A 23,162-nucleotide genomic window follows, 5' to 3' on the forward strand; every position below is an offset into this window, starting at 1 on the left:
TTCAAGCTGGAAAAAACTGATCCGTTTCCATTCTCCGAGACGTGCCGCCCCCTACAACCCCGATTGATCCGGAAAGTTTCTCAGACGGCCGAGCCCCTCTACGAAGCGCTGCCGCTCGCCCTCACCCTGGGCCCCCTCCCCCAGCCGCAGCAACCAGGACGGATGGGCAAGCGCCAGACGCCGGACGGCATTTTCGCCAGTTCCCACGGTCCATGACGTCCCGCGAATATCCGACATCGCCATGCCCGGCCCGTCCAGCGCCCTGAGTGCCGTGGCCCCCAGCGATACGATGAGTTTCGGACGAATCAGCGCAATTTCCTGCTCCAGCCAGGGGCGGCAAGCCGCCACATGCCCTGCATCCGGGTTCTGATGGATGCGCCGACGCCCCTGAAGACGGAAACGGAAATGTTTGACGGCATTCGTCAAATACAGCGCACTACGATCGACCCCGGCCTCTCCGAGCGCCTCATGCAGAAGCTGTCCTGCCGGACCGACGAAAGGACGCCCTGCCAGATCCTCCTGATCGCCCGGCTGCTCTCCGACGACCATGATGCGTGCGTTGGCTAGCCCTTCCCCGACGACAGCCTGCGTCGCCGAACAGTGTAGCGGGCAGGACGTGCAGGTGCGGATCCGGGCCGCCAGTCCGTCAAGGCTCTCCGGCAGGTCAGGCAAGAATTCCACCGGACGCTCCTCACGGGACCGCAGCCGCTCATGAAAAGCCGGGGCGGGCTGGAGCTCCTGCTCGGCCATCGCCCGGACCCGCGCTTCCGCACCCGAGACAAGCTGCGGGATCAGGCGGGTTTCAGGCAGGTCTTTCCAATAACGGCCCGGCATTTCGCGGCGCATTGCTTTCGTACGGACGCGGGCGGGATTGAAAGTGGAGGCGTAATAGGTGTTCCACAGATCCCCGAACCCGTCGTCCAGTTCCGGCTGCTCACAGGCTTCCGCAGAGTAGGCAAGATCCTTGCCGTTCCAGCAGATCGAGCCACGCGGGGTAAGGATCATCCAGTCCATATCCGTGAAGCGCTTCGAAAAGAACGGGGCGATACGTTCAAGGATATGATGCTGCGGCTCGAACCATGCGAGAAAGCGTCGCCGCCCCTCCCCTTCATCCGATTGTACTGGCTGTTCGCGGAAGCGGACAAAAGCCATCATCTTGTGACAGTCCTGCCGGTTCTGCCTCACCATGATCCGGGCTTTGGCGATATCGGCGTCGGTCGCCACATCCAGGAGATGCGGATTGCCCTGCACCCGCCAGGCGATCCGGTAGGCGAGCGCGAACCGGCCGGGATCGGAATGGCACAGCATGTCCCGCAGCAGCGCAATACAGGACGCCCGCAATGTCACGGTTTTCGCAAAAGGGGCCGCCGTCAGCGCCTCCATCCCGTCGTCCGTGTCCGCGAGTTGTCCGAAAAGATCCGTCTCGCCACCCCGGATGCGCCAGTCGATGGCTTCGGGCGGGATTGCGCACTGCAATGCCGCGCGGGCCATCTCCCGCCAGGGCTCAAACGCGGCACTGTCCTCAACCATGAGGACGTAGCGCGTCACAGAAGGCTCATCTGCTGGGGCGCGGGGCTGAACAGGCTGCGCAGGTCATGCCGGTCGGTCAGGCGAGCGGGACTCCAGCCCGGCGTCTGCACGAAGGGACGCACCTTACGGATGGATACATTCAACCGTGCCAGATCCTCCAGCCGTACCGCCTGATGCCGCCGTGCCCTGAGAATGGCCGCCACGGCCTTCACCCCCAGCCCCGGCACCCGCAGCAGCATTTCTTTCGATGCCCGGTTCAAATCAACCGGAAACAGCGCCCGGTTATCCAGCGCCCAGGCCAGCTTGGGGTCCAACTCCAGATCGAGCATCCCATCCGCGCGACCGGCCGTCAGTTCTCCAAACGCAAACCCGTAGAACCGGAACAGCCAGTCAGCCTGATAAAGCCTGTGCTCACGCTGAAGCGGCGGGCTTTTCGCGGGCAGAAGGGCCGAGGCGTCGGGAATGGGGCTGAAGGCGGAATAATAGACGCGACGCAGCCCGTAAGAGCCATAAAGATTGGCGCTGCTGGCGAGAATATCCTGATCGGACGCGGCATCCGCCCCCACGATCATCTGTGTGCTCTGCCCCCCCGGCGAGAAGCGCTCCGCCCGGCGACCGGTATGGCTGCGGTCCTTACCCGCGTCGATCTTCAGGCGCATTTCCCCCATCGCCTGCCGGATACCGCTCGCCTTTTTCTGCGGCGCGTACTGTTCCAGCCCGGCGACGGTCGGCATTTCAACGTTAATCGACAGGCGATCCGCATAGCGCCCGGCTTCTTCCAGAAGACGCGGTGATGCGTCGGGGATGGTCTTGAGATGGATGTAGCCCCGGAATCCGTGTTTCAAACGTAGGTCCCGCGCCACCTGCACGAGCTGTTCCATCGTATGGTCGGACGAGCGGATGATGCCCGAAGACAGGAACAGCCCTTCGATGCAGTTGCGCCGGTAGAACTCCAGCGTCAGCCACACGACTTCCTCGGGCGTAAAGCGGGCACGCTCCACGTTCGAGGACGAGCGGTTGATGCAGTAGGCGCAGTCGTAGACGCAGAAGTTGGTCAGCAGAATTTTGAGCAGCGACACACAGCGCCCGTCCGGCGTGTACGCATGACAGATTCCGTTCCCGGTCGTGGAGCCAATGCCGCCGCTTTTGGCCGAATCCCTGCGCCCCGACCCGCTCGACGCGCAGGACGCATCGTATTTCGCCGCATCAGACAGAATCGCCAAGCGCTGGGAGAGGGATTTCTTCATACTGCGTTCTTATTTCGTTCCAGAGTCTGGAGCGCAAGAGAAAGCGTGAAATTAACCAGTTTTTCCCGATTTTTCGTTATTTTCGGAGGGCTTTTTTTAACGATCCGGATTCAGCTTCCGTTAACTACTCCCCCCTATCCTGAGGACGCAAACCTGCACCGACGGAGAACGAATTCAATGTCATTGTCAATTAATACAAATACTGCGGCAATGGCCGCACTCCAGAGCCTCAACCAGACGACGGCTGAGCTGACCCAGACCGAAAACGCGGTCTCCACGGGCAAGTCGGTCAACAGCGCGTCTGACAATCCCGCAATGTATTCCATTGCCCAGAACATGACCGCCCAGCTCTCGACACTGTCGGGCGTCTCCACAGGCCTTCAGTTCTCCGCTCAGGTGCTAAACACGGCGACGACGGGTCTGTCGAGTATCTCGGCTTCCCTGCAGTCCCTGGCAACCACGATCGGCACGAACACCACGGGCGTCGACGACTCGACCCTGAACACCGCCATCACGCAGACCCTGTCCGCCATCGACTCTGCTGCCACGGGCGCCAAGTTCGAAGGTGTAAACCTGCTGTCCGGCCAGACGGGCAACGGCACGAGCTACACAACCCTGTCCACCGCCATGGATGCACAGGGCACGATGTTCACGCAGAACGGCTTCAACGTGACATCCGCAGGCCTTGGCCTGTCCAACCTGAGCATGGATACGCAGGGCTCGCTGCTGGCACTGGGCAGCGATACGTCTGCAACTTCGACTGCCCTCGGAGCAAATCCAGCTATCCAGATGGAGAACGTTGCAGCAGCCGGAACGGGCGGCACTGTCAGTGCATCGAACCCGTCTGTCACCTACAACTTTATCGCGGACGACCAGTCTACTGCCGGGCAGGGCGACGCTCTGGGTGTGCTGAGCAAGGCAATCGGCGGGAGTGGTAGCGATTTCTCGCTCAATTCGGACGGCACCCTGGCGGATTCGGGCACGGTTACAATCACATCCCAAACCACAGCATCCGACGGGTCGATTACCTACTCGCTGAACAACGGCGACAGCATTGTCCAGTCCAAGGACGGCAATGGTAACTCCGTTTATACCGCCAACACGGCTTTCGACGCCAATGGAAACGTGACGAGTAAAACTGTCGTCACGGACGTCAATACGTCCGCCGCAACAAGTCTAAGCACCTCAAATGGTACATTAAGCGCAAAAAGCGTCAAAGAAGTCGACCTGATGACGCAGGCTATGGAATATCAGGGCTTCGGTGTCTCCCGTGACACCAGCAATGATCTGACCATCGCCGGCAATTCTATTGCTGCCACGAAGACCGTGATGGGCACAGTCACCTCCGGGGTCGTCGCCGCCGGAACAGCCGGAACCCCTGCGGGCTTCACTGGTACAGCCACAGCTGTCACTGGCGCGGCTGTTGTCAGCGCCGTCATTCAGGCTGCGATTTCGAGCGTGACACGCACCGCCTCTTCGATCGGTTATTCCAGCACGACGATTTCCAACCTTCAGACCACGACATCCAGCCTGTCCGACGCACTGACGACGGGTGTAGGCGCCCTGACGGACGCAGATCTGGCAGCGGAAAGCGCCAAGCTGACCTCGCTTCAGACGAAGCAGCAGCTGGCTGTTCAGTCGCTGTCGATTGCAAACTCGCAGTCTTCCACCCTGCTCAGCCTCTTCCGCGGCTGATCAGGCATCTGAAGGGTACCGGTTTTCTTTCCGGTGCCCTTCACGCCCCAGACCTTCCCCTGCCCATACGCAGGACTGCTTCAGTAGCCTGCTGCTTCATCCCGCAGCGGCTCCTGAAACAGTCTTTCCCGAAAGGAGTTTGCCGTCGTGACTTACGCATCCTCACAGTATCAGAAACAGTCCGGAAGCTACCTTTCTTCGCGGGAAGTCGAAATCATGGCGTTCCGGCACGTCAATATGCTTCTGACGCAGGCTTCCGATCACGAGGCAAAGGTCGCCGCTCTGGCGGCCAATCTGAAGCTTTGGAGCCTACTGTCCTTGAGCGTCGAGCGGGTCGACTGCCCTCTGCCGCCTGTTCTGCGCGACGATCTGATCAAGGTCGGATCCTGGTCGATGCGTTATTCCAATTCCGCCTTCAACGCGCCGAAGGATCTGCAGCCACTCATCGACATCAACAACGACATGATCGAAGGTTTGGTCGCAGCCCCGGTGCCTCAGAACGTGGCGCCCGCCATGGCCGGTGCCTATTCCACGGCCCCCACGAGATCCTCGCTGGAACTCGTGGGCTGAAATCCGGCACGACTGTCTGGTCCTACCATTTTCGGTGTTGATATGCCGCTTCAGGGCGCCGGCTTAGCCAAGCGCCCTTTTTCGTTCCCTGTTCGCGACAGGAGTGCAAGGCATTTTATGCCCCGCACTTTTCCGTAACCTCAGGGAGTAACGGCAATCCGGTTATCCGAGCGGTCGATATCCGGGATGACATGATCCGGGTCCAGCGTAACGGCCTTGAGGCCATCATGGGCCGGCAGTGAAACAACGATATCGCTGCTCTGGCGCCAGGCTTCCGTCGGGATACGAAGTTCTTCCGATTTGCCATCTGCATAATCGGCACGCAGGAGCACCGGAAGCGGGAGGGCTCCGTAATTGCGGACCTGTACGGTCACAGGCTTTCCGGCGTCATGATGGATGTCTCCCAGTGCATAATCAGGGGCAGCGTTGGTGAAGTACCAGCCACGCCAGAACCATCCCAGATCCTCGCCCGCTTCGCTGCTCATCAGACGAAAGAAATCGGACGGCGACGGGTGCTTGAACGACCATTCGGAAATATAGCGCCGGAAAGCTGCGTCGAACCGGACCGGGCCGAGGATCTGTTCGCGCAGGAGTTTCAGGCCATAGGCGCCTTTGAAATAGGTCACGCTGTGACGGTATTTTTCGGACACGCCGTCTGCGGCCGTCATGAGCACGGGCGCGTTCGGATCGGTAAGGACCGGGACGATATCCTGCGCGGGGTTACCGGTCTTGGGAGCGAATTCAGAATCGCGCTTGGGGGCAAACTCGCCGTTGTTGAAGTGGTCTGAGGCATACACGTCGATAAACGTGTTGAAGCCCTCGTCCATGAAGGCGTTGCGCCGTTCATCCGTGCCGACGATCATCGGGAACCAGCCGTGTCCCAGTTCATGCGTCGTAATCCAGAACAACTGCGGATCGCGATCGCTCATACCGTCAAAGACGATGCCCGGATATTCCATGCCCGCACCATGTCCGCCCAGATTGACGGCGTTCGGCCAAGGATATTCGAACCACTGCGACGAGAAATACTCGATGGCGTGTTTGACGTAATCCGTTGAGCGGTCCCAGCCATGCGGCCCGATCCCTTCACGCGGATAGACCGACATCGCAAGCCGGGGCACAGGGTGATAGTTCGACCAAGGCACAATCGGCGGCAGGTTGATCCGCGCGGCGTCCCAGACAAAAGCCGGCGAGGCCGCAAACGCTACATCGCGCGAGTTACGCATGGCGTAATGCCAGGTGACTTCACCGCTCTGCTTCAGGTGGCTTTTCGGATCGGTGATATCATCGAGCGTGCGGATCATGACGCGCGTGTCGCTCTGGGCCGCCTGCGCCAGACGGTTGCGCTCGGTGGGAGTCAGAACCTGTTCGGGATTAAGCAGCGCGCCGGACCCCACGAGCGTGTAATTCCAGGGCACGGTCACGCTGTAATCGAAGCTGCCATATTCCAGAAAGAACTCCTGCCCCAGATAAGGCAGCGTGTTCCAGCCACGGCGATCATCATAAACGCTCAGGCGCGGATACCACTGCGCGACTTCATAGATATCGCCTTCGCGTGTCGGCGTAACAGCCGTGCGGCCACCCCACGGACCGGGCAGCGTGTAATGCCAGTCGACCTTCACGAAGGCCACACCATGCGGATTGATCGTACGGGGGAGCGTAAGCTGCATCCGCGTGTCGGAGATCAGAGGCGTGACGTCCACTTCACGACCACCCTGAACGACCGAGACATGCTCGATCACAATGCCATCGGTATGATTGCCCGACATTATATGGCTGCCGGGGATCGCTCCGACCTCGCCCCGCGTATCGGCGCGATAGATGTTCTGATCGAGCTGAAGCCACAGAACGTCGAGCGCCTCGGGGCTGTTGTTGCTGTAGGTTATAGTTTCAGAACCGTGCAAGACGTGGGCCTGTGTGTCGATCCGTGAATGGATGACGTAATCCGTACGGTTCTGCCAGTATTGCGGGCCCGGAAGACCCGACCCCGAGCGATAGGCGTTTGGAGCATCAGGAAGGGTCAGGGGTGCGAAAACGGCTGCCGGATCGGCGAGCGTTTTCGCAGTAACGGTCTCGGGCAGCAAGGCAGCAGGAACGAGCATGCCTCCCAGCAGAGGAAGCAGAAAAAGGCGCACAGACATCCGGGGCGGACCCTCCGTTCGGTGGTTCGATGTTACCCCGTTATAATGTCGTCAAGCGCTCCCAGATAGGATGCCAGATCAACTTTCAGAGGCATCAGGTAGGCATTGTCGTTTTTCTCGCGGATAACATCCAGCATCCGGCGCGCAAAAGCGATATTGCCTTCCAGCGTCCCATCGTAGTCTCGCGGGAAGACCACATGGTTAACGCGCTCCCAGTAACGGCGGGATTTATCGCCCAGGACGGGAGAAATACCCCAAAACACCGTGTCGTCCTGCAACCAGTCCATGCAGGATTCGAGCATCGGAATGTCGAATAGCGGCTGGGTGAAGAACCCGCAGGCACCAGCATCGCGTTTACGGGCAATATCCTCGAGTTCCTGATACGGCGCGCGGCGATACGGGTCGAACACCGCATAGACCTTCAGATGCGGCGCTTCCCGGCAGTAACGTTCGATGATCTGGGCGGACGTGTTGGGATAGACCTTTCTATCACTTCCGGCTGGTGGCGGGTCGCCAGCGACGACGAGAATGGAGGTCAGTTCCGGACGGTCCGCGCCCGGCAACGGCGCACCCGGAGCGATATCGACGGCACGGATATGCGGGATGACCTCAAACGACGCCTGTTTCGTAAGCAGAGAGGCGGCATCGTAGCTACGAAGAGGGAATCGGATCAGGTCCGGAATATTTAACGTGCTAACCTGCGGCAGGACATCGCGTACGGTCTGCACATCCGCCAGCAGGGCCTCTGCCGAACGCGGAACCAGCTCAACCGAAACGCGGGTCATGAAGACGCGTCCGCAACCGCCTGCGTTGCACGGGCGGCCTGAAGCGTATTGTGCAGCAGACAGGCGATGGTCATGGGGCCAACACCGCCCGGAACCGGTGTGATGTGTCCGGCGACCGGCAGAGCCTCATCAAATACCACGTCGCCCACCAGGCGTGTCTTGCCATTTTCGGCCGGAACACGGGTGATGCCGACATCGATCACAGTCGCGCCCGGCTTGATCCAGTCACCGCGGACCAGACCGCTTTTCCCCGTCGCCACGACCAGGATGTCCGCTTCCCGGGCCAGTTCCTTTGTATTGCGGGTGTGGATATGGGCGACCGTGACCGTGCAATTCTCCTTGAGAAGGAGCTGTGCCATCGGCTTACCGACAAGGTTGGACGCACCAATCACTACGGCATGCTTGCCGGTCATGTCCTCATGGACGGATTTGAGCAGCATCAGGCAGCCCAGCGGCGTGCAGGGCACGATGCCATCGATCCCGAGCGACAGGCGGCCGGCATTGACCTCGCCCAGACCGTCCACGTCCTTGTGCGGCGCAATGGCGTTCGTCACTGCAACCGGGTCGATCTGGGCCGGGAGAGGAAGCTGAACCAGAATACCGTGGATCTTCGGATTGGCGTTGAGCTGGGCAATCAGGTCCAGCAGTTCATCCTGCGACGTGCTTTGCGGCAGCATGTGCATGAAGGAACGCATGCCCACGCGATGGGTCTGGATCGCCTTGTTCTTCACATAGACTTCAGAGGCCGGATCATTACCCACCAGAACAACGGCAAGACCAGGAATGGTATTGCCCTGTTCGACGAATTTTGCCACTTCACGACCCACCTGATCGGTCAGAGCGCGGGCGATGCCTTTGCCGTCAATGATCTTGCCATCAACGATCTGGGATGCCGGTTCGGAAGACTTCTCGGGGAACAACATGCTCATGGGCACTCCGGATGACAACTGGCAGTCAGTTCAGTTACGCTAACAAACAGGCCGTGACGGCCGCAGGAACTGAGGATGGTCTCGTGACCGACGAAATACGCAAGAACTTCGCCAGTGACAATGTTTCCCCCGCCTGCCCCGCCGTGATGGAGGCCATGATGCGCGCCAATGAGGGCAGCGTCGGATCCTATGGCGCCGATATCCTGAGCAGCACCCTCAATACGCGTTTCAGCGAGGTCTTCGAAGCAGAAGTCGCGGTTTTTCCCGTCGTGACGGGGACTGCGACCAATAGTTTGGCACTCTCCGCGCTTGTGGCACCCTATGGCGCGGTGCTGTGCGACCAGAGCGCGCATATCAGCAATGACGAGGGCGGGGCGCCGGAATTTTTCATGCATGGCGCCAAGCTTGTCACGCTGCCTTCCGCCGATGGCCGCATGGCGCCTGAAGCCCTGCAAACAGGTCTGCAGGTCAATGCACAGGGCGGAATTCTCAAGCCCCCCATCCAGGCGCTATCCCTGACGCAGGCCACAGAATGGGGCACGGTCTATGCCCTTAAGGATCTGGCGACGCTGTGCGACATCGCCCATGAGCAGGACCTGCCCGTCCATCTGGATGGCTCGCGGTTGAGCAATGCTATCGCGCATCTGGGCTGCACACCGGCCGAAGCGACATGGCAGGCCGGGGTGGATGTTCTGTCGTTCGGCGGCACGAAATGCGGGGCCATGGCGGCAGAAGCGGTCGTGTTTTTCGTCAATGACCGCACGCGCCCGGCGCTGAAAGATTTCGAGCGGCGCATCAAACGCAGCGGCCATCTGTGGTCCAAGGCGCGGTTCCTGAGCGCGCAGCTTCTGGCCCTGCTGGACAATGGGCTGTGGCTGAAGAACAGCGCACATGCCAACGCCATGGCTCAGCGGATCGTCGAAGGTTTGCGCCGTCACGCGGGCGCACAGCTTCCGTTCGAGACGCAGGGCAACGAAGTGTTCGTCATCCTGCCGGACCGGCTGGTCGAAGAACTGGAAGCGGCAGGATTTGGCTTCTATCGCTGGCCGACACCTGAGGGGGTGTCGGGCACGCTCATCCGTCTTGTGCCGAGCTTTTACACCCGGGAACAGGACGTTGACGCACTGCTTGCCGAAATCGCTGCCTGAATGATCAGCCTGTTCGACCTGTTCAAGATCGGGATCGGTCCGTCTTCTTCGCACACTGTCGGCCCCATGCGTGCGGCCGCACGTTTTGCCGACACCCTGCCCCATGCGGCGGAGGTGTCGCGTCTGCGCGTCACACTTTACGGCTCGCTCGCCTGGACGGCGCGGGGCCATGCGACGGACCGTGCCGTCATTCTTGGGCTGGCGGGCGAAAAGCCCGACACGATGGACCCGATGCTGGCAGACAGCATCGTGACCTCCGTGAACCAGACGCATCTGATCCCGTTCAAAGGGCATCCCACGCCCTTCGATCCGGAAACAGACATCGTCCTCGATACAAAGACCATCCCGCCGGTTCATCCCAACACGCTACAGTTCGAGGCGTTCGATGCCGAAGACCGTCTGCTGGCCTGTGCACGGTTCTGTTCGGTGGGTGGTGGGTTCATCGTCCCCGAACAGGCGACCGAAACCACGACCTATGCCCAGCCTGACATGCCTTATGACTTCACCAGCGGCGCGGAACTCCTGACCCGCACGCAGGAAACAGGGCTCGATATCGCGGGTGTGGTTCTGGCCAATGAAAACGTGCTGCGGCCGCGCGCCGAAGTCGAGGCGTATCTAGACCGGATCGTAGCCATAATGATGGACTGCGTGGACGCCGGACTGCACCGTTCAGGCACGCTGCCGGGACGGCTGAACGTGCGACGGCGGGCTGCTGCGCTGTACGAACGGCTGCAGGAACAAAGCCGCAGCAACCAGCCCGCCGCGCATGGGGTCATGGACTGGATCAGCCTGTTCGCTATCGCTGTGAATGAAGAAAACGCCGCTGGCGGGCGCGTCGTTACGGCACCAACCAACGGTGCTGCGGGCGTGATCCCGGCCGTGCTGCGTTATTACCGCGAGTTCTGCCCCGAATATTCGCTCGACGGGCAGCGACGGTTCCTGCTAACCGCGGCGGCCATTGGCGGACTGTTCAAGCTGAATGCGTCGATTTCAGGCGCGGAAGTCGGGTGTCAGGGCGAAGTCGGCGTTGCATCTTCAATGGCCGCTGCCGGACTTGCTGCAGCTCTGGGTGCCACACCGCTTCAGGTGGAGAATGCCGCCGAAATCGGGATGGAGCATCATCTGGGCATGACCTGCGACCCAGTGGCGGGGCTGGTGCAGATCCCTTGTATCGAGCGTAATGCTTTCGGGGCGATCAAGGCCGTCAACGCCGCGTCTCTCGCCATGCACGGGGATGGCGACCATCACGTTTCACTCGATCAGGTTATCCGCACAATGGCCGAGACGGGCCGCGACATGAACCACCGCTACAAGGAAACGTCCCTCGGCGGTCTGGCCGTCAATTTCCCCGAATGTTGAGGACGCTCAGGCCGCAGTCATGAACTGCGCGATGGCATCGGCCGCACGCTGGGACGCCCCCAGAAGCGGCTCGCCAAAGGTTTCGCGGAACAGCTTTTCTTGTACCGGACGGTAGAAAGCATGACGCTCCTGCGCGCGGGCGATGGCAGGCATGAGATCGTCGAGATCCTCCACCACGTCCCCTAACGTCCAGTGCAGAAAATACGGATCATCCCGCCACGGCAATTTGCGCGGGTTCAGGAAAACACAGGGGCGCGGAGTGCCCAGGAACTCGTACACCTGGCTGCTGACATCGCCGATATAGAGCGCAGCTTGAGACGTGTAGGTCATGTCCAGCATGGCAGACGATCCCGTATCGACCATGACTTCGGGGCTGCGCTGGCGTTTGAGTTGACGCTCGCGGATGCCGAAGCCCCTGTGGAAGGTCTTGATATGGGGCGCCACCACAAGATTGTAATCATTCTGGGCCTTAAAGCCCCGGATCAGCGGCATCATCCAGCCTGAAGCGGATGTCAGTTTGCGCTGGTAGTGCGGGTTGTACAGCGCGAACGGCTGTCCATTAGCGAACGAAATCGTCTTTTTCCGCTGCACCGCCTCGAATACATCGAATTTCGGATAACCGACCACCCGCGTGGTTTCCGGCCGCAGCAGACCCTTGTCCTGAAAATAATTTTCCACTTTCGGACCGGACACGAGCGTCAGATCGAATTCGCGGACGAGGTGCTCGTCATTGACGTAGCGGTCCCCGGCACCGTGCATGAGCAGGATGAGCTTCGGACCGGCAAGTCCCATCTCCTTCAGGACACCCGCCGTGTATTCCGTCGCCACCACCGCATCGTACCGGTTCAGCTCGGCAATGTTCTCGCGCAGCACCACGAGGCGTTCCTGATCGAGCCGCCTTGCGTGCTTCAGTAGACGGGCCTTGAGGGATTTGGGGAACGCTTTCAGCGGCAGAGCTGGCACGTCCAACGCCTGGCGGATGCGGGAGAGATGCTCCACCGTTTCCGGAAAGCTGTAATACTCCACCACGTCATGACCGGGAATTGCAGCAAGGGCGCTGGCGACGGAGGCCGTGTGATAGCACTGATACGGTTCAGCGATGTAGATAAAGGCGATTTTCATGACTGATGAGATGCGTCCTGCCTGAAAAAACAGGCTGAAACCTGCATTTTTTTGTGGTGTGGCCCTCAGAAAAAAACAGCTCGTTACCAGATCCCGTGTGCAGGAACTCTAGTAACGAAATGTGTAATAATTTCTTCATAATCCCTGACCACCCTCTGTCAAGAAACATCCGCCCCTCTGCGACACTACCCTGCTGCGTGACCACGCAGCATGGACAGTTTCGAGGCTTTGTGGTCAGTAAGGCCCGCATGTCCGGCGAGCGCTCCGTTTTCAGATCCATTTTCCGAAACGTCAGCGTGCTCACCCTCGGCCGCATCGCCAATGCACTGTGCAGCTTCATCTATATCGCCCTGGCTGTGCGGGCGCTGGGCCTGTCCGATTTCGGGCTTCTGATCCTGATCCATTCTCTGGCTTCGACCAGTTCGGTTCTGTCGCGGATGCAGTCCTGGCAGACGCTGATCCGTTTCGGCAGCGAGAGTTTCGGCAATGGCGATACGGATCTCCTGCATCGGGTGATCCATTTCTGCATCCGCCTTGACACGCTCTCGGCCACGTTCGCCATCGTGTTTGGACTGGTGGGCGTGCAAATCTACGGACACACTGCACACTGGTCCGCCCATGTGCGGTTTCTGGCGGACCTGTACATGTTCGTCAGTCCGCTGATGTATTCAGGCTGGGCGAACGGCATCCTGCGGATGGCGGGGAAATTCCATCTTGTCCCGATCATCGACAGCTGTGCGGCCCTTGCGAAGACGCTCGGTGTCATCATAGGCTATGTCCTCCACCTGAAGCTCGGATATTTCCTGTTCATCTGGGCGATGACGATCATCATCGATTACGGCTTCTATATCCATTACGCGCTGGATATCCTGCGCCGGAAGTTTAGCTTCCAGTACCTCCGGGCATTCCGGCACTGGCGCTGGCAGCTTCCGGGCATGTGGCAGTTCACACGCGCTGCCAGCGTCAACCAGACGCTGGGCAACATCTCGGGCCATGTGGCGACGCTGCTGGTCGGTAACGGGCTGGGACCGGCCGAGGCTGCCGTCTTCCGCGTCTGCCGCCAGATTGCGGACGGAATCGTCACCCCCGCACAGCTCATCTCGCCGGTGCTCTATCCCGAACTGGTCCGGATGCGGGACCGGCAGGACTGGCGCGGCCTCAAGCGCGTGACGTGGAAGATGTTTGGCGTTCTGAGCGGGCTTTCAGTCGCGCTTCTGCTGCTCTCGGCCTTCTTTGGCTCGACAATTTTCCGCTTCCTGCTGCATGTGCATGTACATCACACGTCGCTCTATATTTCCATTATGCTGCTGGCCGCGGTGTTCAGCCTGCTGGTCATTCCGCTGGAGCCGCTGCTGATTGTTGTGGGGCATGTGAAGTTCCTCATGAAGAACCGGACCGCCGTCATGGCAGTCTATTTCCCGGCGCTCTATGTCCTGACGCGGCATTTCGGTCTGGCGGGGGCCTGCCTGTCGACAGCAGCGTGCAATGCAACGATTCTGCTATCACAGATGCTAGGCGTTTGGTTCTTCCATGACCGGATCGGCAAGTCCTCCGAGCGTTAGGTTCTTCTCCCGGCCGTTATGGTCAATACAGGAGGTATCCAGCGCGGGGCTCATGGTGAAATATAGCATACCCCATGATCGCGGCTTCCACGAAAATCAGCTCCAGAACAAGCACGATATTTCCTACGTGTTGAAAGTGCCCTGAAACAGGTCTTGATTTTCCGTCGTCTCCGGATGCTGCCCATGCAATGGCACCCATCCGGCCCGCAAACATCGACAGAACAATGACGGCTGTTCCGCTCTGCCCTCGCTCGGCCGGAATACATTCCGAATTCGATCCGGGGTGCAAACATGAAAAAAGGCGGGAAGGTGTGACCCTTCCCGCCTTTTCAAGCGACTTGTCTGAACGCCGGTCTTACTGGGCGTCGTCGGAGCTGTCGTCGTCCGAGCCATTCGGGGAGACAGCCACAAATAGCTGCTGTCCGTCACGCAGGATCCGCAGAAGTGGCGGCTGCTTGCGGCCCAGCGCATCATGCACCTGAGCCACGACAGCCTTGGGCGACGGCGTGACGTGATTGCCGACGGCGACAATGATGTCGCCCGGACGGATGCCGGATTGATCAGCTGGGGAGCCCTGTACAACATCGGCCACGACCGCGCCCTGCACGCTGTCATCCAGGCCCAGTTCCTGACGTGCCCGCGGCGTTAGGGACGCAAGCGACACACCAAGCTTGCCCGCGCCGGACTGTGCGGTATCTGTCGCATTACCCGCAGCATGGTCCTGTGCGGACAGGTTGCCGACCGTGAAGTTCATGGTCATTGGTTTGCCGTCACGCAGAAGACCCAACGTCGCAGCGGTTCCCGGTGCGATGGAAACAACCTTCACTGCCAGATCATGGCCGTTCTTGATCGATTTACCGTTCAGCGTGGTAACGACATCCCCGCTCTTGATGCCGGCCTTCTCGGCGGGGCTCCCCTTGGAGACGGACGCTACCAGCGTTCCGCGCGGTGGTGCACCCGGTTCGGAAGACTTGAGGTTCAGCGCCTGCGCCATGGTCGGCGAGATGTCCTGCCCTTCAATACCAAGATAGCCGCGCGTGACATGTCCGGTCTTTTCAAGCTGGCTCACGACGGATTTCACGGTGTTGGACGGAATGGCGAACCCGATACCAATCGAGCCGCCGCCATTGGGCGAGATGATCATGGAGTTGATGCCCACGACCTTGCCATCCTGCGTGAACAGCGGGCCGCCGGAGTTGCCGTGATTGATCGGTGCATCGACCTGGATGAAGTCGTTATAGGCGCCCGAATGCAGGTCACGACCCAGCGCGGAGACGATACCCGCCGTCACCGTGCCACCCAGACCGTAGGGGTTGCCCACGGCGATAACCCACTCACCCGGCTGGACCTCATCGGAATCGCCCAGCTCGATGAATGGCAGCTTTCCGGTCGGTTTGACGCGCAGGAGGGCGACGTCCGTCTTCGGGTCACGGCCGATGATCTTGGCAGGCAGCGTCGTGCCGTCATCGAGCGTGACCGTCACCTTGGTCGCGCCGTTCACGACATGGTTGTTCGTCACAACATAACCGTCAGACGAGATAATGAATCCCGACCCGCGGGCCTCGACCGTGCGGTTCTGCTGCTGCTGCGGCATCATCTGGAACGGGAAGGGAAACGGGAACGGCATACCGCCGCCCTGCCCACCGCCACCCGGGCCGTTTTCCTCTTCCTCGGCCACATCCGCCTTGATGTGCGCCGTGATGGAAACGACCGCCGGCTTCACCTGCTTGACGAGATTGACGAAGTTGGGAAGCGCCTGAACACCTGTCTGCGGCTTGATGGCCCCGCTTGCGGCCGTCGTGGCACCCGCCTGAGTGGCGGTTGCAGGCGTGGTGTCCGCAAAAGCGAACGGGGCCGCGACCAGCATGGTGGTTGCAGCGAGAGCGGACAGGGACGTGCGAAAGCGTGTGGTCATATCAATCCCGACTTGTTGCAAAAACATCGTGGCTTATAGCGCTGAACTATGAACCCCGTTCCCGTTCCACAAGCTGGCCGCAGGGTGAAACATCCGTAAGTTCGTGACGGACTGTGAATTCAGCCTTCCACCGCGTCATTCTGCGATGGGTTTGCGGAGTTTGCGAAAGAAGTCTTTCAGAAGCCCGGATGCCTCGCGTTCACACACGCCGCCGATGACCTCGGGGCGGTGCAGACAGGACGGGCGCTCGAAAATGCGCGGCCCATGCTCCACCCCCCCGCCCTTGGGATCATAGGCCCCGAATACGACCCGCCCGATGCGGAAATGCACGATCGCCGCCGCACACATCGGACACGGCTCCAGCGTCACGACCAGCGTGCAGTCCGTCAGGCGTGGACTTTGCAGACATGCGGCGGCCTCACGCATCGCCAGAAGCTCGGCATGGGCAGAAGCGTCATGCGCCCCCTCCACATGATTGCGCGCCACCGCCAGAACGCGTCCGTCAGGTGCAAGCACAACCGCACCCACCGGCACTTCCCCACACGACGCAGCCTCCCGCGCGGCCTGGAGCGCCGTCTGCATTGCCGGACCGATATCCGTCTGAATCCTTGTCTGATCCTGAATCATGATGCGATGATGCGGCGCATGACCCTCCCCCGTCCATCCCCTTCGCATCGCGCGCCGCTGATCGGTCTGACGCTGGATCATGAACCCGGTGGGCCGGGGCAGTTCTCGCGCTACCCCTTCCATGCGCTGCGGGAAAACTACCTGACGGCCGTGAGCGATGCGGGCGGGATTCCGGTCTGCCTGGGTTACGGCTGCGACGCCGAGGCCCTGATGGCGCGGCTGGACGCACTGATCGTCACAGGAGGCGCATTCGACGTCGATCCGGCGCTGTATGACGAAGCACCCCATCCGCTGACCAACCCACGTCCGGCCCGGACCGCCGCCGAACTGGCGCTGCTCCGCGCCGCACTGGCACAGGGCAAGCCGGTTCTGGGCATCTGTGGCGGGATGCAGCTTCTGGCTGTGGAAGCAGGAGGGACGCTGATCCAGCATCTGCCGGAAGAGTTGCAACACGAACAGCCCAATCCCCGCCACGAGCCCGGCCATGACATCGACATCGTCCCCGGTACGAAACTCGCGCAGATCGTGGGGACGGGCCGCATGAGCGTGAACTCCTCGCATCATCAGGCCGTGCGCGACCCCGGACGGGCCAAAATCTGCGCTTATGCGCCAGATGGCACCATTGAGGCGATCGAACTTGATGGCCCCGGTTTCGCCATCGGCGTACAGTGGCACCCCGAATTCTCCCTCGACCCCGGCGACCGTCGCCTGTATGCGGCGCTTGTGGAGACTGCACGATGACCGACGACAACACCGAAAACACTGCCCCCGAGATGCACGAAACCGACATCTCCGGTTCCGAACCGGAAACCTCTGGCCCGAGAGGCGAGCGCATCGCCAAGGCGCTGGCCCGCGCCGGCGTGGCAAGCCGCCGCGATATCGAGCGTATGATCGAGGACGGACGCATCAAGCTGGGCGGACAGATCGTCACGCATCCGGCGACGTTCGTGCAGCCGGGCGACATTATGCTGGTGGACGGCAAGCCCGTGGACTCCCCCGAGCGCACGCGCCTGTGGCGGTATCACAAGCCCGACGGCCTGATGACGACCCACAAGGACCCCGAAGGCCGCAAAACCGTTTTCGACACACTGCCTGAAGGCCTCCCGCGCGTCATCAGCGTGGGGCGTCTTGATATCAATTCCGAAGGTCTGCTGCTGCTGACCAACGATGGTGAACTGGCCCGTCGTCTCGAACTTCCCGGCAATGCCTGGGTCCGCCGATATCGCGTGCGCGTATTCGGCGTCGTGGACGAAAAGCGTCTGGCCTCTCTGATCGACGGTTTCGAATACGAAGGCGTCCGCTATGGCTCCATCGAAGCGGCTCTGGACTCCAAGAAAGGCGACAACGCCTGGCTCACAGTCAGTCTGCGCGAGGGCAAGAACCGTGAGATCCGCCGCGTCATGGAAGGCCTGAACCTGCATGTCAGCCGCCTGATCCGCCTGTCCTATGGCCCGTTCCAGCTTGGATCGCTCAAGGCGCGTGAACTGGAGGAAGTTCCCGGCAAGACCCTGCGCGAGCAGGTGCCGGATCTTCCCGCACCAAAGCGTCAGCGGACGCGCTGATCCATGCGGATTGTTGGAGGAGACAACAAGGGTCGCGCCCTGACGGCACCGTCGGGAACCAGCACGCGCCCCACATCGGACCGTACGCGACAGGCGATTTTCGACATGCTCGCCCATGCCCCCTGGTACGGGCAGGTCGAGCTGGAAAAGGCCTCCGTGCTGGACTGCTACGCCGGAACTGGCGCGCTGGGCCTCGAAGCCCTGTCACGGGGGGCCGAAAAAGCCGCGTTCATCGAACGAGATCGCAGCGCGCTGGCGGCCCTGCGGATCAATCTGGGCATCTGCAAAGCCCGGGACCGTTCACGCGTGCTGAGTTGCAGCGTCACGCATCCGCCCAAGGCCACGGAGCCCTACACGCTGGTTTTCCTCGACCCGCCCTACGGCAAGGGCCTTGTCGAATCGGGCCTGCGGGCACTGGCGCGGAACGGCTGGCTGGCGCAGGGCGCGCTGATCGTGACCGAAACAGGCGCCACGGAAGAATTTACGCCCATCATGCCACCTTCCGAACACTTTATGCCCACATTGACGCCAGAAATCCTCTGCGAGCGCTGTTTTGGCGCAGCAAAGGTGACGATCTGGAAGCATTCCTCCACTTTTCCTTAATTTTCCCTCTGTATTCAGTACCCTGTCGGCTATAGTTCAGAGTGAATTTTACAAGCCGCAATCCAGAAAACCGACGGGGTGACGAGACTTGGCCGCGTTCAGCCGATCGACCAGTACAGTGCGCAACATCGTCCGCGACGCGCATGACCGGCACATGACACCGAAACTGCGAAGCGCCCTGCGCGCCCGCTGCATGGAGCTTCTCGGGCTGGTCCTGCTGATCTTCGCCGTGGCGGTCGGAATCGCGCTGTGGAGCTTCAATCCGCACGATCCGTCCTTCAACACCTCGACGGGAACGCAGCCGACGAACCTTCTGGGCCGCACAGGCGCAACCATTTCGGATGGGTTGATCCAGTGGCTCGGCCTCGGCAGCGGCATGCCGATCGTCATCCTGTTGGCATGGGCCTGGCGCATGGTCCGTCATCATGGCATGAGCCTGCCGATCCTGCGGATCGTGGCCGCCCTTGCTCTCCTGCCCGCCAGCGCCACGTTCATCGGCACGCTCCAGCTTCTCATTCCCGGCCTTGAGGTCGACTGGCCGACCGCCAGCGGTCTGGGCGGAGAAATGGGCGTTTCCTGTGCCCACCGCCTGCTCGATGCCGCCCATGCCGAAGCGGGGGCCGCCGGAAATGCGATTGCCGTTCTTCTCGTCCTGCTGCTGATGGGTCTGCTTCTGCCGCTCGCCATGGGTCTTGAAGCCCGCGAATGGCGCGCTCTGGGCAAGACGGCCGTGGTGTTAGGACGCCAGCCCTTCTCGCTCGCCAAGCGCATGAACGGCCCGCAGACATCCGACCATCGACCCGCGCCCGATCCGCGCCTTTATGAATTCCAGCCCAGCCCAGCCGGTGGGGCGCCGGCGGCGGATGCAGCGCCTCTGTCTTTCCTGCGCCGCAGCTTCGGCAAGAGCGATCCGCGCTCACGCCCCGAGCCGTTTGTGCCACAGAATACCGGCTGGATGCAGCCCCCCATGGACACGCAGGACGATCCCTACAGCCAACCAGCCGCAGAGACGCGCCCGGTCAGCCGGACGGAAGCCGCAGCTGCTCGTGCCCGCCAAATCACCGTCCCGGAAGAGGAAGACGCGCCTTCCAACCCCTATGCCGAGCGTCTGGCCCAGATCGCCCGCCAGCGCGACACGCCGCTACCGCCCGTGCGTCGTCAGATCGACGACGAAATGGACGAGGACCTGCCCCAGAGCAGCATCGACACCCCGCCTGAACCCGAACCGCAAAAGCGCGGCCTGTTCGGAATGCGCCGTCCGGAACGTCCGCCCGAGCCTGTCGCCCCGCGTCCCGCCGCGCCGCGCAATGCCGTGACGACAGGCTGGGAACTGCCCCCGCTCGCCCTGCTGAACCCGCCGCCGCCGCACGCCGTAACAGGGCCGTCGCAGGAGACGTTGCAGTCCAATGCGCGCCTGCTGGAGAGCGTTCTGGCCGATTATGGCGTGCAGGGCACGATCGGCGATATCCATGCTGGTCCAGTCGTCACGCTGTACGAACTCGAACCCGCACCGGGCATCCGTTCGTCCCGCGTGATCGGGCTCGCCGACGACGTGGCGCGCTCGCTTTCAGTTCTAAGCGTGCGTATCGCGACCGTACCGGGACGCAATGTCATCGGCATCGAGGTGCCCAACGCCAAGCGCGAGACGGTCTATTTCTCCGAACTGCTTCGCACGCCGGAATGGCAGAACGGAAACGGCCGCCTTCAGATCGCGCTCGGCAAGGATATCGCCGGCGTTCCGGTCTATACAGACCTTGCAAAAATGCCGCATCTGCTCGTTGCGGGTACGACGGGTTCGGGTAAGTCGGTCGGCGTGAATGCCATGATCCTGTCGCTGCTCTACCGGCTCAGCCCGGAAGAGTGCCGCCTGATCATGATCGACCCCAAGATCCTCGAACTGTCGATCTATGACGGGATTCCGCATCTCCTGACCCCGGTCGTGACGGAACCGACCAAGGCCGTCAGCGCGCTCAAATGGACCGTGCAGGAAATGGACCGCCGCTACCGCCTGATGGCGCAGCTTCAGGTCCGTAACATCAACGGCTACAACGAGCGCGTGAACCAGCTCCGCTCTTCGGGCGAGATGGTGACCAAGCGCGTCCAGACCGGCTTTGATCCCGAAACGGGCCGCCCGGTGTTTGACGAGCAGCAGGTCGCAACGGAAAACCTGCCCTATATTGTCGTCGTCATCGATGAGATGGCCGACCTGATGATGGTCGCGGGCAAGGAAATCGAGACAGCCGTACAACGTCTGGCCCAGAAGGCCCGTGCAGCCGGCATCCACGTCATCATGGCGACACAGCGGCCGTCCGTTGACGTCATCACCGGCACCATCAAAGCCAACTTCCCGACCCGCATTTCCTTTCAGGTCATCAGCAAGTTCGACAGCCGCACGATCCTTCAGGAACAGGGCGCCGAACAGCTTTTGGGCCAGGGTGACATGCTCTTCATGCAGGGCGGTGGCCGCATCACGCGTGTCCACGGCCCGTTCGTGGCGGATGAGGAAGTCGAAGCCGTGGTGGCGGATCTGCGCTCCAAGGGCGATCCGATCTATAACGATGATGTGGTATCCGGTCAGGATGACGACAGCGCGGGCGGCCTGACGGCAGGCGCCAGTTCGGGTGGTGACGGAGAAGGCAGCCTGTTCGATCAGGCCGTAGATATCGTGATGCGTGAAGGCCGTGCCTCCACGAGCTTCATCCAGCGTCATCTCTCGATCGGATACAACCGTGCGGCCAAGTTGATCGACCAGATGGAAAAGGAAGGCATCATCGGCGCCGCCAACCATGTAGGCAAACGCGAGATCCTGATCCGCCGCAAGGAAGAGCATGAAGACTGACCGGAAGGAGCGTATCCGGCGCGCAAAGGCCTCGCGCAATTCACACAAACCACGGCGCCTGCCTCAACAGGCCTCTTCCCTGGCCCCGGAAGGACCGCGTACCCCATTCCACCACGGCATGGACATTCCCGTCCTTCTGGAAACCCCTCGCTTCCTGATTCTGGACAAACCGGCCGGTCTAGCCGTGCATCCCGGTCCCTCCACGCAGGATTCCGTTGAGACACGGCTGCTCCCGCATCCGCGCGGGGGACCGTGGCTGGCGCATCGGCTGGACGCGGATACGTCCGGCTGCCTGCTGGTCGCGCGACGCAAGACAGCGTTGATCGAAGCGCAGAAGGCGTTTCAGGAACGGCAGGTCCGTAAGCTGTACTGGGCCGTCGTGATAGGCGATCTTCCGCAGGATAGTGGCGAGATCAACGCACCGCTTCTACGTCAGTCTAATGCCTCGGGCTGGAGGATGGCCGTTGATGCGAAGGGCGACGAAGCCCGCACGCGCTGGCGGATTCTGGGACGTGGCGAGGGTCTGTGCTGGCTGGAGCTGGAACTGCTCACCGGGAGGACGCATCAGGCGCGCATCCATTGCGCAGAACTGGGAACGCCAATCCTTGGCGATCCGCTTTATGGAGCGCCTGCTCCGGACGGCTCAGCCCTGCCAGGGCTGCATCTTCTGGCGCGCAGTCTGGAACTGAACCTGCCATCCGATGCGCTCAGCGCGCAGGCCCTGCCGCCGGAGTTCATGGCGACGAGCCTGCGGACGATGGGCTATGAAACCGATGCTCAGTCCTGAACAAGCTTCAGGGACCCGGCCACGCTGCGGACGATGATGTGATCGCGGCCATCGCCGACCTTGCCGGTGGCCGTAATCGTCCGGACCTCTTCTGAATTGCCGGATTCTTTCTCCCAGTTCCCCACCTGCACCGTAAGACCGAGGGACTGCTGGAGAGGGAGTGTCGCCTCTGAACGGCGCTGTTTCAGGCGGATGTCGAATGTTCCGCCAAAGCCATGCGGCAGATGGGTCGTCATATCACCGCTGATCGTGCCGATATCGATCGTGCGCATCTGGGAGGCAGCGTCGAGCATCAGGGTCATGTCTCCGCTGACACTGCGGATCATGATATCCCGGGCGGTGTGATCGAGAGTGCTCTCGCCGCTCATGGTGCGGATGGAGACGGCCCCGTCCGCGTGATCCAGCGTGACGTTTCCACTCGCGCTGCGAACCTCAACGGCTCCGGCGGCGTGCTCCACATCCAACGCACCGCTGACCGTATGAACGTTGAGCGGGCCGTGGGACTGCGTGACATGGATGTCACCGCTGACGGTCCGGACGAACAGGGCGCCGTCAGACGTCCCGACGGCGACATTTCCGCTGACAGTGGAGAATTTTCCGCCTTCGGGCAGGGTGGACTGAGAAATATCGTCCGAAATGGCGGATTGACTCAGCGGTGCCGCACAGACCGGAAAGACCAGTGCTGTCCCGAGGACAAAAACGGGAAGAGAGAACATGAAACGGATCATGGGATGGGTCTTT

19 protein-coding genes are annotated in these 23,162 nt (G+C 61.3%); 10 read left to right on the forward strand and 9 right to left on the reverse strand.

Going from position 1 to position 23,162, the window contains the following annotated elements:
• Positions 1-51: 51 nt before the first annotated feature.
• The gene (locus IGS75_RS04540; protein ID WP_237468981.1) at positions 52-1,548 is read right to left on the reverse strand and encodes a UdgX family uracil-DNA binding protein; all 1,497 of its coding nucleotides are present in this window, start codon (positions 1,546-1,548) and stop codon (positions 52-54) included.
• Complete coding sequence (locus IGS75_RS04545) at positions 1,545-2,777, reverse strand: putative DNA modification/repair radical SAM protein (protein WP_141350404.1); 1,233 nt, start codon at positions 2,775-2,777, stop codon at positions 1,545-1,547. The genes IGS75_RS04540 and IGS75_RS04545 overlap by 4 nt, the downstream gene beginning before the upstream one ends.
• A 177-nt stretch (positions 2,778-2,954) precedes the next feature.
• Between IGS75_RS04545 and IGS75_RS04550 the strand changes: the two genes are divergently transcribed.
• Positions 2,955-4,472, forward strand: a complete 1,518-nt coding sequence (locus IGS75_RS04550) for a flagellin (RefSeq protein ID WP_202257757.1) — start codon at positions 2,955-2,957, stop codon at positions 4,470-4,472.
• 147 nt (positions 4,473-4,619) lie between these two features.
• Positions 4,620-5,042, forward strand: a complete 423-nt coding sequence (locus IGS75_RS04555; RefSeq protein ID WP_202257758.1) for a flagellar biosynthesis regulator FlaF — start codon at positions 4,620-4,622, stop codon at positions 5,040-5,042.
• Between the two features lie 140 nt (positions 5,043-5,182).
• Here the strand turns inward: IGS75_RS04555 and IGS75_RS04560 are convergent, their stop codons facing one another.
• The 3 genes from IGS75_RS04560 to folD are packed head-to-tail and all read right to left on the reverse strand — an operon-like array spanning position 5,183 to position 8,897.
• A complete protein-coding gene (locus IGS75_RS04560) occupies positions 5,183-7,183 on the reverse strand; it encodes a M1 family metallopeptidase (RefSeq protein WP_202257759.1) in 2,001 nt (666 codons plus the stop codon).
• Between the two features lie 32 nt (positions 7,184-7,215).
• Positions 7,216-7,968 (reverse strand): methylenetetrahydrofolate reductase, encoded by a 753-nt coding sequence (locus IGS75_RS04565; RefSeq protein WP_141350394.1) that lies wholly within the window; start codon positions 7,966-7,968, stop codon positions 7,216-7,218.
• Entirely contained in the window at positions 7,965-8,897 is a 933-nt protein-coding gene (gene folD / locus IGS75_RS04570) for a bifunctional methylenetetrahydrofolate dehydrogenase/methenyltetrahydrofolate cyclohydrolase FolD (RefSeq protein WP_141350392.1), read from the reverse strand. Before folD ends, IGS75_RS04565 begins: the two co-directional genes overlap by 4 nt.
• An 83-nt stretch (positions 8,898-8,980) precedes the next feature.
• Here folD and IGS75_RS04575 point away from each other — a divergent pair, with 83 nt between their 5' ends.
• Entirely contained in the window at positions 8,981-10,045 is a 1,065-nt protein-coding gene (locus IGS75_RS04575; protein ID WP_237468982.1) for a threonine aldolase family protein, read from the forward strand.
• Positions 10,046-11,404 (forward strand): L-serine ammonia-lyase, encoded by a 1,359-nt coding sequence (locus tag IGS75_RS04580; RefSeq protein ID WP_202257761.1) that lies wholly within the window; start codon positions 10,046-10,048, stop codon positions 11,402-11,404.
• Positions 11,405-11,410: 6 nt separating this feature from the next.
• Here IGS75_RS04580 and IGS75_RS04585 read toward each other — a convergent pair whose 3' ends face one another.
• Positions 11,411-12,526, reverse strand: coding sequence for a CDP-glycerol glycerophosphotransferase family protein (locus IGS75_RS04585; protein WP_202257762.1), 1,116 nt, complete (start codon positions 12,524-12,526; stop codon positions 11,411-11,413).
• A gap of 197 nt (positions 12,527-12,723) precedes the next feature.
• On the opposite strand from IGS75_RS04585, the gene IGS75_RS04590 reads away from it, so the two are divergent.
• The gene (locus tag IGS75_RS04590; protein ID WP_237468983.1) at positions 12,724-14,088 is read left to right on the forward strand and encodes a lipopolysaccharide biosynthesis protein; all 1,365 of its coding nucleotides are present in this window, start codon (positions 12,724-12,726) and stop codon (positions 14,086-14,088) included.
• 355 nt (positions 14,089-14,443) lie between these two features.
• Here the strand turns inward: IGS75_RS04590 and IGS75_RS04595 are convergent, their stop codons facing one another.
• Complete coding sequence (locus tag IGS75_RS04595; protein WP_141350382.1) at positions 14,444-16,003, reverse strand: Do family serine endopeptidase; 1,560 nt, start codon at positions 16,001-16,003, stop codon at positions 14,444-14,446.
• Between the two features lie 135 nt (positions 16,004-16,138).
• Complete coding sequence (locus IGS75_RS04600) at positions 16,139-16,585, reverse strand: nucleoside deaminase (RefSeq protein WP_237468984.1); 447 nt, start codon at positions 16,583-16,585, stop codon at positions 16,139-16,141.
• A gap of 51 nt (positions 16,586-16,636) precedes the next feature.
• Between IGS75_RS04600 and IGS75_RS04605 the strand changes: the two genes are divergently transcribed.
• The 5 genes from IGS75_RS04605 to IGS75_RS04625 all read left to right on the forward strand — a co-directional run bounded on the left by IGS75_RS04605 (position 16,637) and on the right by IGS75_RS04625 (position 22,421).
• On the forward strand, positions 16,637-17,371 hold the full coding sequence (locus IGS75_RS04605) for a gamma-glutamyl-gamma-aminobutyrate hydrolase family protein (protein ID WP_202257764.1): 735 nt from the start codon (positions 16,637-16,639) through the stop codon (positions 17,369-17,371).
• Positions 17,372-17,403: 32 nt separating this feature from the next.
• Positions 17,404-18,192 carry a pseudouridine synthase gene (locus IGS75_RS04610; RefSeq protein ID WP_202258213.1) on the forward strand — a complete coding sequence of 263 codons (789 nt, stop codon included), beginning with the start codon at positions 17,404-17,406 and terminating at the stop codon, positions 18,190-18,192.
• Positions 18,193-18,195: 3 nt separating this feature from the next.
• Positions 18,196-18,795, forward strand: a complete 600-nt coding sequence (gene rsmD / locus IGS75_RS04615; protein ID WP_202257765.1) for a 16S rRNA (guanine(966)-N(2))-methyltransferase RsmD — start codon at positions 18,196-18,198, stop codon at positions 18,793-18,795.
• A gap of 118 nt (positions 18,796-18,913) precedes the next feature.
• Positions 18,914-21,634, forward strand: a complete 2,721-nt coding sequence (locus IGS75_RS04620) for a DNA translocase FtsK (protein WP_141350374.1) — start codon at positions 18,914-18,916, stop codon at positions 21,632-21,634.
• Positions 21,624-22,421 carry an RluA family pseudouridine synthase gene (locus IGS75_RS04625; RefSeq protein WP_202257766.1) on the forward strand — a complete coding sequence of 266 codons (798 nt, stop codon included), beginning with the start codon at positions 21,624-21,626 and terminating at the stop codon, positions 22,419-22,421. Before IGS75_RS04620 ends, IGS75_RS04625 begins: the two co-directional genes overlap by 11 nt.
• Here the strand turns inward: IGS75_RS04625 and IGS75_RS04630 are convergent.
• A complete protein-coding gene (locus IGS75_RS04630; RefSeq protein WP_202257767.1) occupies positions 22,412-23,149 on the reverse strand; it encodes a DUF4097 family beta strand repeat-containing protein in 738 nt (245 codons plus the stop codon). The two genes, IGS75_RS04625 and IGS75_RS04630, sit on opposite strands and share 10 nt — an antisense overlap.
• Positions 23,150-23,162 lie beyond the last annotated feature (13 nt).

The organism is Gluconobacter sphaericus, assembly GCF_016757795.1.
GTDB classification, from domain to species: Bacteria; Pseudomonadota; Alphaproteobacteria; order Acetobacterales; family Acetobacteraceae; genus Gluconobacter; species Gluconobacter sphaericus.

Excerpts from the sequence above, each read along its gene's own strand:
- IGS75_RS04605 (WP_202257764.1), top strand. The coding sequence starts at position 16,637 with ATGATGCGGCGCATGACCCTCCCCCGTCCATCCCCTTCGCATCGCGCG.
- IGS75_RS04600 (WP_237468984.1), bottom strand. The coding sequence starts at position 16,585 with ATGCAGACGGCGCTCCAGGCCGCGCGGGAGGCTGCGTCGTGTGGGGAA.
- rsmD (WP_202257765.1), top strand. The coding sequence starts at position 18,196 with ATGCGGATTGTTGGAGGAGACAACAAGGGTCGCGCCCTGACGGCACCG.
- IGS75_RS04565 (WP_141350394.1), bottom strand. The coding sequence starts at position 7,968 with ATGACCCGCGTTTCGGTTGAGCTGGTTCCGCGTTCGGCAGAGGCCCTG.
- folD (WP_141350392.1), bottom strand. The coding sequence starts at position 8,897 with ATGAGCATGTTGTTCCCCGAGAAGTCTTCCGAACCGGCATCCCAGATC.
- IGS75_RS04630 (WP_202257767.1), bottom strand. The coding sequence starts at position 23,149 with ATGATCCGTTTCATGTTCTCTCTTCCCGTTTTTGTCCTCGGGACAGCA.
- IGS75_RS04595 (WP_141350382.1), bottom strand. The coding sequence starts at position 16,003 with ATGACCACACGCTTTCGCACGTCCCTGTCCGCTCTCGCTGCAACCACC.
- IGS75_RS04625 (WP_202257766.1), top strand. The coding sequence starts at position 21,624 with ATGAAGACTGACCGGAAGGAGCGTATCCGGCGCGCAAAGGCCTCGCGC.
- IGS75_RS04560 (WP_202257759.1), bottom strand. The coding sequence starts at position 7,183 with ATGTCTGTGCGCCTTTTTCTGCTTCCTCTGCTGGGAGGCATGCTCGTT.
- IGS75_RS04585 (WP_202257762.1), bottom strand. The coding sequence starts at position 12,526 with ATGAAAATCGCCTTTATCTACATCGCTGAACCGTATCAGTGCTATCAC.
- IGS75_RS04550 (WP_202257757.1), top strand. The coding sequence starts at position 2,955 with ATGTCATTGTCAATTAATACAAATACTGCGGCAATGGCCGCACTCCAG.
- IGS75_RS04610 (WP_202258213.1), top strand. The coding sequence starts at position 17,404 with ATGCACGAAACCGACATCTCCGGTTCCGAACCGGAAACCTCTGGCCCG.
- IGS75_RS04545 (WP_141350404.1), bottom strand. The coding sequence starts at position 2,777 with ATGAAGAAATCCCTCTCCCAGCGCTTGGCGATTCTGTCTGATGCGGCG.
- IGS75_RS04580 (WP_202257761.1), top strand. The coding sequence starts at position 10,046 with ATGATCAGCCTGTTCGACCTGTTCAAGATCGGGATCGGTCCGTCTTCT.